The sequence below is a fragment of the Aeromonas molluscorum 848 genome (genome assembly GCF_000388115.1).
Classification (GTDB): domain Bacteria; phylum Pseudomonadota; class Gammaproteobacteria; order Enterobacterales; family Aeromonadaceae; genus Aeromonas; species Aeromonas molluscorum.
In genome coordinates this window covers 1-10,051 of sequence record NZ_AQGQ01000149.1, presented here as the reverse complement: position 1 = coordinate 10,051, position 10,051 = coordinate 1, and the positions used below count along the sequence as shown (strand labels likewise).

At 58.4% G+C, this 10,051-nt stretch carries 7 protein-coding genes and 1 pseudogene; 3 read left to right on the top strand and 5 right to left on the bottom strand.

The window, feature by feature from the left end; translation table 11 throughout:
* From G113_RS16260 to ubiG, 3 genes are all read right to left on the bottom strand, one after another.
* Positions 1-925: ribonucleotide reductase N-terminal alpha domain-containing protein (locus G113_RS16260; RefSeq protein WP_005907200.1), on the bottom strand; the 925-nt coding region annotated here is incomplete at its 3' end.
* Between the two features lie 620 nt (positions 926-1,545).
* The gene (locus tag G113_RS16250; RefSeq protein ID WP_005907199.1) at positions 1,546-2,229 is read right to left on the bottom strand and encodes an HAD family hydrolase; all 684 of its coding nucleotides are present in this window, start codon (positions 2,227-2,229) and stop codon (positions 1,546-1,548) included.
* Positions 2,229-2,945 carry a bifunctional 2-polyprenyl-6-hydroxyphenol methylase/3-demethylubiquinol 3-O-methyltransferase UbiG gene (gene ubiG, locus G113_RS16245; RefSeq protein WP_005907197.1) on the bottom strand — a complete coding sequence of 239 codons (717 nt, stop codon included), beginning with the start codon at positions 2,943-2,945 and terminating at the stop codon, positions 2,229-2,231. The genes G113_RS16250 and ubiG overlap by 1 nt, the downstream gene beginning before the upstream one ends.
* Before the next feature lie 184 nt (positions 2,946-3,129).
* Between ubiG and gyrA the strand changes: the two genes are divergently transcribed.
* Both gyrA and G113_RS22005 read left to right on the top strand, forming a co-directional pair.
* On the top strand, positions 3,130-5,913 hold the full coding sequence (gyrA, locus tag G113_RS16240) for a DNA topoisomerase (ATP-hydrolyzing) subunit A (RefSeq protein WP_005907195.1): 2,784 nt from the start codon (positions 3,130-3,132) through the stop codon (positions 5,911-5,913).
* A gap of 223 nt (positions 5,914-6,136) precedes the next feature.
* Positions 6,137-6,262: a hypothetical protein gene (locus tag G113_RS22005; protein WP_269077646.1), complete on the top strand. Its 126-nt coding sequence runs from the start codon at positions 6,137-6,139 to the stop codon at positions 6,260-6,262.
* A 357-nt stretch (positions 6,263-6,619) separates the two neighbouring features.
* Here the strand turns inward: G113_RS22005 and G113_RS22090 are convergent.
* Positions 6,620-7,677, bottom strand: a pseudogene (locus G113_RS22090) (PA0069 family radical SAM protein).
* A gap of 212 nt (positions 7,678-7,889) precedes the next feature.
* On the opposite strand from G113_RS22090, the gene G113_RS16230 reads away from it, so the two are divergent.
* Positions 7,890-8,480 carry a tetratricopeptide repeat protein gene (locus tag G113_RS16230; RefSeq protein ID WP_005907193.1) on the top strand — a complete coding sequence of 197 codons (591 nt, stop codon included), beginning with the start codon at positions 7,890-7,892 and terminating at the stop codon, positions 8,478-8,480.
* Between the two features lie 160 nt (positions 8,481-8,640).
* Here the strand turns inward: G113_RS16230 and G113_RS16225 are convergent.
* A partial coding sequence (locus G113_RS16225; protein ID WP_005907192.1) for an MFS transporter occupies positions 8,641-10,051 on the bottom strand: 1,411 nt, incomplete at its 5' end.

The window sequence follows — 10,051 nt, the reverse complement described above, 5'->3', positions numbered from 1 at the left end:
TGTGCCACAGCGGGTAGAACAGAGTGGCAGCACCACCGCGCACGCCGCCCTGGGAGCAGCACTTGACCGCAGTCTGGAAGTACTTGTAGAAGGGGATGCAACCGGTATGGAAGGCTTCGCCACCACGGATGGGGCTGCCCAGCCCACGAATGCGACCGGCGTTGATGCCGATACCGGCGCGCTGGGAGACATAACGCACTATGGCGCTGGCGGTGGCATTGATGGAGTCCAGGCTGTCATCACACTCGATCAGCACGCAGGAGCTGAACTGACGGGTCGGGGTGCGCACACCGCTCATGATGGGGGTCGGCAGGGAGATCTTGAAGGTCGAGACCGCATCATAGAAACGCTTGATGTAGCTCAGACGGGTATCTTTCGGATACTTGGAGAAGAGGCAGGCTGCCACCAGGATATAGAGGAACTGCGGACTCTCGTAGATCTCGCCGGTGACGCGGTTCTGCACCAGATACTTGCCTTCGAGCTGTTTGACCGCCGCGTAGGAGAAGTCCATGTCACGCCAGTGATCCAGGTGCTCGTTGAGCTCCTCGAATTCGGCCTGGGTGTAGTCGGTCAGCAGGTGCTTGTCGTACTTGCCCATGTCCACCAGCTTGGCGACATGCTGGTAGAGATGGGGCGGCTCGAATTGGCCGTAGGCTTTCTTGCGCAGGTGGAAGATGGCCAGACGGGCTGCCATGTACTGGTAATCCGGGCTCTGTTCGGAGATAAGGTCAGCGGTGGCCTTGATGACGGTTTCGTGGATGTCGGCGGTACGGATACCGTCATAGAACTGGATGTGGGACTTGAGTTCTACCTGGGAGACTGAGACGTGGTCGAGTCCCTCGGCGGCCCAGTCGAGCACGCGGTGAATTTTATCCAGATCGATGGGTTCTTTGTGGCCGTTACGCTTCGTCACAAACAAGTTCATTGGCTGATGACCTTTAGTTGATTCCCGAAAAACTCACCGCAAGGCTTGACAAGCAAGCCAGTTCGCTCCTCGTTTCTAGTGGGGCGATATGCAGTGAGGCACAAGATGTAGTGTTATTTTGAGTTCGAGCTACAAGATAGTGAGGTCATCACAGCTTTGCAACGTATGGATGGGGGGATAGCTGTGGATAAATTGTGGGTGTCTCATGATAGTTAGTGACTGCTCACAGTGAACGGGTTTTCCTTCGTCTGCTCCCTGAAAAGCAAGCCTGCAGACTCAAGATATAAAATTAAAATAACTTTTTTTTCTTGCGAAATTAGCTCTGTTTTACTAGCAATCGCCCCCCTGTGGATCCTTGCACAATCCCTGTGCGATCCGCGCCAAAAATGGTCGCCATTATGCGGCAGCGCTCCCCGGGCAGTACGGTGAAAAAGTAAGCCGCCGAACCAGATGCCGCGCTGAAAAAGAGACAGGGCCCATCGGGCCCTGTCTCTTCGCGGTCACAAGTCGTGGCGACAAGGGTGGCTCGGCCGCTCATCCGCGGCATGATGGCACCCTGTGATGGGGCATCCTTGATCCCGCCGCCTGTCGACTGGGGATCCAGAGGATCTTGATGCCAGTCATCCAAGTTCGTAGCGCAACCAATGATGCAGGCCTTGCACCGTATCGAAATGCAGATCCGCCCCCCAGGCGGATGGATCATCCTCCCCATGCAGATAGCCCCAGCCCGCGATGGCGGTCAGCATACCGGCGTTGCGACCCGCCTCTATGTCGCGCACATGATCTCCCACATATAGGCAGTGAGCCGCCTCTACGCCCAGCTGGTCGCAGGCAAAGAACATGGGGGCGGGGTCGGGTTTGCGCACTGGCAGGGTATCGGCACTGACCGTCACCCCGCAGCTGGCGAGATCCGGCAGCGCCGCCAGCAGCGGCTCGGTCAAAAAGCCCGGCTTGTTGGTGACGATCCCCCAGGGGATCTGGCGTGAAGCCAGCCAGTGCACCAGGTCCACCATGCCCTCATAGGGGCGGGTACCGACGCACAGGTGAGCGGCGTAGTAATCAAGCAGGGCGGTGCGCAGGCGAGTGGCGCCCAGCTCCTCGAGCAGCTCATCGCCCAGCCCGGCCCTGAGCAGGCCGAGCGCCCCGTGGGAAGTGGTCTGGCGGATGATCTCATCAGAGAGCGGGGCAAAGCCTTCGCTTATCAGCACATGATTGACCGCGGCGCCGAGATCCGGCGCTGTATCGAGCAGGGTGCCATCCAGATCGAACAGCACGCAGCGCAAGCCAGTCTGCCGGGGACTCATCAACCCAGCTCCGGGCGGACAAATTCCACCATGTAGTTGACATCGACGTTGGCGCCCAGCTTGAAGTGGCCGGTGAGCGGCGAGTAGTGCACCCCGCTCATGTCCCGAACCAGCAAACCGGCGGCCTCGCCCATGCGACACAGCTCGGCGGGGGTGATGAATTTTTTGTGATCATGGGTGCCCTTGGGTACCATCTTCATCAGGTATTCGGCGCCGACAATCATCATCAGGAACGACTTGGGGTTGCGATTGATGGTGGAGACGAACACCCGGCCACCGGGACGCACCAGGGTGGCGATGGCACGCAGCACCGAGGCGGGATCCGGCACGTGCTCTAGCATCTCCATGCAGGTCACCACATCATACTGACCGGGCGCTTCATCGGCGTGCTGCTCGGCGGTCATCTGCTGGTAGTGAAGCTCGACCCCTTGCTCCAGGGCATGAAGGCGGGCCACCCCGAGGGGCTCCTTGCCCATGTCGATACCTGTTACCTTGGCACCACGGCGGGCCATGCTTTCGGAGAGGATGCCGCCGCCGCAGCCGATGTCGAGCACGGGTTTGCCAAACAGGCCACCGCTCTTGTCGGTGATCCAGTCAAGGCGCACCGGGTTTATCTGGTGCAGCGGCTTGAACTCACCTTCCAGATCCCACCAGCGGGAGGCGATGGCTTCGAATTTGGCAATTTCTGTCAGATCGACATTGGCGTCAGTGTTCATCTTGGCAAAATCCTGTGGCGGGGCGCTCGACCCGTCGGGAGCGCAATCTATTGTCCTGGCGGGCATTATAACGAACCACCTTTGTCAAACCAGCCCGATTTCCGACTTAAGCAATTGCCCTTGTTGTGTTACCATGTCGCGCTGTTTATGCCAAAGAACAACTAATTAGGGATTAAGGCTTTCTATGAGCGATCTGGCCAGAGAGATCACGCCGATCAACATCGAAGAAGAGCTCAAGAGTTCCTATCTGGATTACGCCATGAGCGTGATCGTAGGACGAGCTCTGCCGGATGTGCGTGATGGCTTGAAACCGGTTCACCGCCGCGTTCTGTTTGCTATGAACGAGTTGGGGAACGACTGGAACAAGCCCTATAAAAAATCGGCCCGTGTGGTCGGTGACGTAATCGGTAAATACCACCCCCACGGCGACAGTGCCGTGTATGACACCATAGTCCGCATGGCGCAGGATTTTTCCATGCGTTACATGATGGTCGACGGTCAGGGGAACTTCGGTTCGGTTGACGGCGACAGCGCCGCCGCCATGCGTTATACCGAAGTCCGGATGGCGCGCATCTCCCACGAGCTGCTGGCCGATCTGGATAAAGAGACCGTGGACTGGGTGCCCAACTATGATGGCACCGAGATGATCCCGGCTGTCATGCCTACCAAGGTGCCCAATCTGCTGGTCAACGGCTCTTCCGGTATCGCGGTGGGCATGGCGACCAACATTCCTCCTCACAACCTCACCGAGATAGTGAACGGCTGTCTGGCGCTGATCGAAAATAACGATCTCACCATCGATGAGCTGATGACCTACATCAGTGGCCCAGATTTCCCCACCGGTGCCATCATCAACGGTCGTTCCGGCATAGTGCAGGCCTACCGCACCGGTCGCGGCTCCGTCTATGTACGTGCCAAGGCCGAAGTGGAAGTGGATGAGAAGACCAGTCGCGAGACCATCATCGTTCACGAACTGCCTTATCAGGTGAACAAGGCACGGTTGATCGAGAAGATCGCCGAGCTGGTCAAAGAGAAGAAACTCGAGGGCATCAGTGCCCTGCGCGATGAGTCCGACAAGGACGGCATGCGCATCGTTATCGAGATCAAGCGCGGCGAGTCCGGCGAGATTGTGCTGAACAATCTCTACAAGCACACCCAGATGCAGACTACGTTCGGCATCAACATGGTGGCGCTCGATAACAACCAGCCCAAGGTGATGAACCTTAAAGAGATCCTGGATGCCTTCTTGCTGCACCGCCGTGAGGTTGTGACACGCAGGACAGTGTTCGAGTTGCGCAAGGCGCGGGACCGGGCTCATATCCTGGAAGGTCTGGCCGTCGCCCTGGCCAACATAGACCCCATCATCGAGCTGATCCGTCACTCCGACACCCCGGCTGATGCCAAGGCCAAGCTTGTGGCGCGTGGCTGGGAGCTCGGCAACGTGGCCGGCATGCTGGAAAAAGCCGGTGACGATGCAGCCCGCCCAGAGTGGCTGGAGCCGGAGTTTGGCATTCGTGAGGGGAGCTATTTCCTGACCGAACAGCAGGCCCAGGCCATTCTGGACTTGCGTCTTCACAAGCTGACTGGTCTCGAGCATGAGAAGATCCTGGAAGAGTATCAATCTCTGCTGGATCTGATCGCCGAGCTGCTGTTCATCCTGGCAAGCCCTGAGCGCCTGATGGAAGTGATCCGTGATGAGCTGCTGGCCGTGCGCGAGCAGTATGGCGACGAGCGTCGTACCGAGATCAACGCCTCCAGCGCCGAGATCAACATCGAAGATTTGATCACCCCGGAAGACGTGGTGGTGACGCTGTCCCACCAGGGTTATGTGAAGTATCAGCCGCTGACCGACTACGAGGCCCAGCGCCGCGGCGGTCGTGGCAAGTCGGCCACCCGGATCAAGGAAGAGGACTTTGTGGAACGTCTGCTGGTGGCCAACACCCACGACACCATTTTGTGCTTCTCCACCCGTGGCAAGGTCTACTGGCTCAAGGTATATCAGCTGCCTGAGGCGTCCCGTAGCGCCCGTGGCCGCCCGATCATCAACTTGCTGCCGCTGGAAGAGGGTGAACGTATCACCGCCATTCTGCCGGTCAAAGAGTATGCCGACGACAAGTACGTCTTCTTCGCCACCGCTGACGGTACCGTGAAGAAGACCAGCCTGTCTGCGTTCAGTCGTCCGCTCTCCTCTGGCATTCGTGCCATCAACCTCAAAGAGGGCGATGAGCTGATTGGCGTGGACATCACCGATGGCAGCAACGAGATCATGCTGTTCTCCGATGCGGGCAAGGTGGTTCGCTTCGCAGAAGGCAGTGGCCGTGTCGATGCAGCCGATGCCGATGTCAGCGATGATGTCGACGGGGATGATGAGAGTGTCATTGACGCCGGCAACGACGACGATGGCAGCGACGGCACCGAAAGCAAGGGTACCTTCAAGGGCGTACGTCCCATGGGTCGTACCGCCGGTGGGGTGCGTGGTATCCGCCTGCTCAACGGCGACAAGGTGGTTTCCCTGATCGTCCCCCGTGGCGAGGGTGCCATCCTGACCGCGACCGAGAACGGTTACGGCAAACGTACCGCGCTGACCGAGTACCCGACCAAGAGCCGTGGTACCCAGGGCGTTCGCTCCATCAAGGTGGATGAGCGTAACGGCAAGGTGATCGATGCGATCCAGGTCGAAGATACCGACCAGATCATGCTGATCACCAATGGCGGCACCCTGGTCCGCACCCGCGTTGCCGAGGTAAGCATCATAGGCCGTAATACTGGTGGTGTTCGTCTGATCCGTACCGGTGAAGACGAGACCGTGGTTGGCCTGCAGCGTATCGCCGAGAGTGATGAGGAAGAGCATGAGGTTCTGATGGATGGCGAGTTGGCAGAAGCCGGCTTGGCCCCCGCAGACGACGTCGCGTCCGAGTCGGGTGATGCTCAGCAGAACGACCAAGCCGAGCAGGCTGATGAGGAGTAATACTCCATCATCCGGCCAATTGGTCTAGTTGCTGAATAAAAGGGCGCCCAAGGGCGCTCTTTTTTATGGCCGGCGTCTGGTCGCAGCCCGAGTGGGTCTGTTCGCCTGACTCAGTGCCAGTACATCAGCGGATAGAGATAACGGGGTGTCATTTTGTTGTCATGACACAGGGATACGCTGCACTCGACATCAGCCGGTGTCGTGTCATGTCGAGGAGTCTGCGATGTTACAACTCTGGTGGTCGAAATGGTTCGGAGATGAGTCTGCTGTCGAGCGGGAAGAGGAGTTGGTGGCGTTTGAGCCATCACGGATCCCGATCGAGTTGCTCAAAGGCAGTAAATCGTCCTGAACGTCAGCCCTGCCTGATCAGGTCGGGGCGGTGGTAAAGCGGGAGAGGGAGTATGTCTCCCGCTAGGTACCAGATGCCGATGCTGGGTGCACCAACGCCAACAGGCATCCTGTTGTGACACATTTGCCGCAGTGCACCTTACTCTGCCCTAATGCCTAATGCCTAATGCCTAATGCCTAATGCCTAATTCCTAGCCCTTCACTATCAAGACCCAAGCGGCACTCATCAGGGTTCACTGTCCCACTCTTGAGCTTTGCCCTTTGTTCCCGTTGTCTGGGGCAAATTATCGCTGTCGATATCAATATTTGTTGCCACACTCCTTGCCATTATTTCGATAGGTAGTCAGGGCGGATGAACCTAGAACAGCTCGAACTGTTGGTGGGGACGGATAAAAGCGTGCAGGTTAAGGGGCGTATGAGCCGAGTTGAGCCCCGAACGTTTGCAGACAAGCCGAAAGCGTTGCGCCAGCAGACTGGCAAACTGACCGGTGCCGCGCATGCGATCTCCGAAGGCCTGGCTATTGAGTCGGCCTTCCCGGCTGGCCTTTAGCTGCTCCAGCACAGCCTGCCGCTTTGCGGGATAGTGCAGCGCCAGCCAGTCATCAAAAAGCTGAGTCAATTCATGGGGCAGACGCAGCAATATATAGCCAGCCTGGCTGGCGCCCTGGGCTGCGGCTGCGTTGATGATCTGCTCGAGTTCAGATTCGTTGAGCCTGGGGATCATGGGGGCCGCCAGTACCCCCACCGGGATCCCGGCCCGTGCCAGCTTGCCGATCACCGCCAGACGGCCTTGCCCCGTGCTAGCTCTGGGTTCCAGTTTTCGCCGGAGTGCCTCATCCAGGGTGTGACCGAGACCATGACGCGACACAACCCTTGACTGGCGAGGGCCTGTAGCAGATCGAGATCTCTGAGCACCATGGCACTCTTGGTAATGATGCCTACCGGATGCTTGTGGGCCAACATCACTTCGAGCAAGGCACGGGTAAGGCGGTAGTGTTGCTCAATGGGTTGATAAGGATCCGTATTGGCGCCAATGACAATGGTCTGTGGTTGATAACCGGGTTTGGCAAACGCCTGGCGCAGCAAGTCGGCGGCGTTGAGTTTGGCAAACAGTTGGGTTTCAAAATCGAGCCCGGGGGAGAGCTCAAGGTAGGCGTGACTGGGTCTGGCATAGCAATAAATACAACCATGTTCGCAGCCCTGATAGGGATTGATGGAGCGGCTAAAGGGCACATCCGGCGACTGATTATGACTGATGATGCTGCGGGCCTGGATCTCACGTACCTGGGTTTGTGGGGCGCTTTTCATAAACTCGGGCGCCCAGTCGGCGTCTTGTTGCCAACCATCGTCGACCACCTCGATGCGGGGGCCACTGAAACGATGATCCAGATTGTGGAGAGTGCCGCGTCCAGCCATAGCTTGTTGCTCACGATAACTGTGTTTATATACAGGCATTGTGCGCAATGAGACAAACAAAGACAAGCAGGTGGCGCAGAAGGGGTGAAGCCCTTGACCCTGTAGCGACCGTGTGGGGGATCGAAGGGAGAGCCCGGAGATACGCCCGACTTGCGTTCGTCATTACATTTCGTTTACATAGACAAAATGAGAACTGGATCACGGTAATCCCTATGATGAAATCTCCCTCCTCTTGGTTGTTTATTGGTCTGACCTGCGTGTTGATCTGGCGTTTGCTACCGGGCGGTGCCGACGAGATGGACAGTGCCCAGCGAGCCTGGCAGCAGGGGCGCTTCAGTCAGGCCGTCGACATCTGGCAGGCGAAAGCCGAGGCGGGTGAGCCGAGAGCGCAAGCCTTGATGGGGTGGAGTCACGAGCTGGGGCAGGGCAGTGCCCTGGATTTGGCTGAGGCTATTCGCCTCTATCGCCAAGCGGCAGAGGGGGGCGATGCGTTGGGTCAATATCGTCTGGGGGAGGTTTATCTACGGGGTCATGGTGTGGCTCAGGATCTTGCGATGGCCTTTCACTGGATGGATAGCGCAGCCCGTAACGGCGATGTGCCTGCCATGCTCAAGCTTGGCATATTGCATTTGATGGGGGTCAATGGCCAGGTGGACATGGTGCAGGCCAAAGAGTGGCTGTTCCAGGCTGCCCGGCGGGGAAACAAGCTGGCGCTGCGAGTGTTGGAAGAGCTGGCATTGGCGGAAGAGGGCAAGAGTCAGTTCGATTTCAACTGGCAACCGCTGCTGATTGGGGCCAGCTGATCCGGCGGGATGCCAATGACAGGGCTGGCTTGAGCGGCGAAAGAAGGAGGTCTGCCATCAGCTAGCAGACCTCCTTATTGTTTGGGGCGCATGACGAGTCTCTGGGGGGACTCGTCGTGGCCCACCGGGTGGCGTAGTTTCCCGCCCTGTGCGGCCTTTGCTAGGTATTCTGCGGCATCTCGGGATTGCGTTGCACGGATCTCCCGGGTGAAAAGATGAAGAAACTGATTGCTGCCAGCAGGAAGGCGCTGGCCGCCCCATAGACCATGACCCAACCAAACCCGGCGACCAGGGCCTCATTGACCGCTTCGGCGGGGATGGCGATATGCGGCAGCAAGGCGCTATGCTGCTCCAGCACAGTCACATCCCCGGCGGCTATTTTTTCCGCGAAAAGCCGTAGACCCGCCCCCTCGACAATACCCAGCTTGTGGCGCAGATAGGCCATGATGCCTTCAACCAGAATGAACCCCATCACGGCGATGTTGAATGCCAGTGAGATCATCCTGGCGCTGGTATCTGCCCCCGACGCCATGCCTACCCGTTCGGCTGATACTGCGGCGGTAATAGTGTTGGTGGTTGTGGTGTTGGTTAAACCCAGCCCAATTCCTGCCAAGACGGCCCCCGACAAGAGCAGCCAGCCCGGTTGTGCAGACTGGCTGCCAGCTCTCATCAGCACGAAGCCCATGCCGATGATCGATAACCCCACAGGGATCACGATGCCGGCTCGATAGCGCACCGCCAGGCGTTCGGCCAGTGGCGGGATGAACAGGGTGGGCAAGGTGTAGGTCAGCAGGGCGAGACCGGTCTGCACGTTGTCATACCCCAAAGCCACATGGAAATAGATCGGCAGATAGATGATGAACGGCCAGAAGCTGAAGTTTTGCCCCATGGATCCGAGCAAGGCACCGGAAACGTTGCGCACCCGAAATATTGAGAACTCCAGCATGGGCCTACGGCTGGTTCGCTCGGCGACCACGAAACCGGCGAAGCTCAGCATGGACATTCCTATGATGCTCATGGCGGCGGTACTGCCAAATCCAAGCACCGGGCCTTGAGTGACGAACAGGACCAGGCATAACACGGCAAGCGACAAGGTGGCGATCCCTTTGATATCGAGGTGAGTCGCATGAGGATCGCGGGACTCCTGCACCCCCATCTGGCTCAGCAGCAAGGTCATGACAGCCAGGACCGCGTGGATCAGAAACACCCATTGCCAGCTCGCCAGTGCCAGGATGGCGCCACCCACTATCGGACCAAAGCCGAGACCGGCACCGAACACTATCCCCCACCAGGCAAAGGCAGCGCCGCGTTCACGCCCATCCCGAAATTGATTGGACAAGATGGCGATCTGGCAGATCAGCATCATCGCAGCACTCAATCCCTGGAGAAAGCGTGCCACGATCAACACGGCGGCGCTGTCGGCCAGTCCACAGATGAGCGACGTGACGCCGAAGGCAAGAATGCCGATGGTGAAGATGCGTTTACGACCGTAACGGTCGGCCAGGGTGCCAACGCCCATCAGGATGGTCGTCATCGCAATGGTATAGGCAGCCATGATCCATTGGAGCTGC

Bases quoted from the DNA above. Each gene is read 5' to 3' on its own strand.
- G113_RS16250 (WP_005907199.1), bottom strand. From the start codon at position 2,229: ATGAGTCCCCGGCAGACTGGCTTGCGCTGCGTGCTGTTCGATCTGGAT.
- ubiG (WP_005907197.1), bottom strand. From the start codon at position 2,945: ATGAACACTGACGCCAATGTCGATCTGACAGAAATTGCCAAATTCGAA.
- gyrA (WP_005907195.1), top strand. From the start codon at position 3,130: ATGAGCGATCTGGCCAGAGAGATCACGCCGATCAACATCGAAGAAGAG.
- G113_RS16230 (WP_005907193.1), top strand. From the start codon at position 7,890: ATGATGAAATCTCCCTCCTCTTGGTTGTTTATTGGTCTGACCTGCGTG.
- G113_RS22005 (WP_269077646.1), top strand. From the start codon at position 6,137: ATGTTACAACTCTGGTGGTCGAAATGGTTCGGAGATGAGTCTGCTGTC.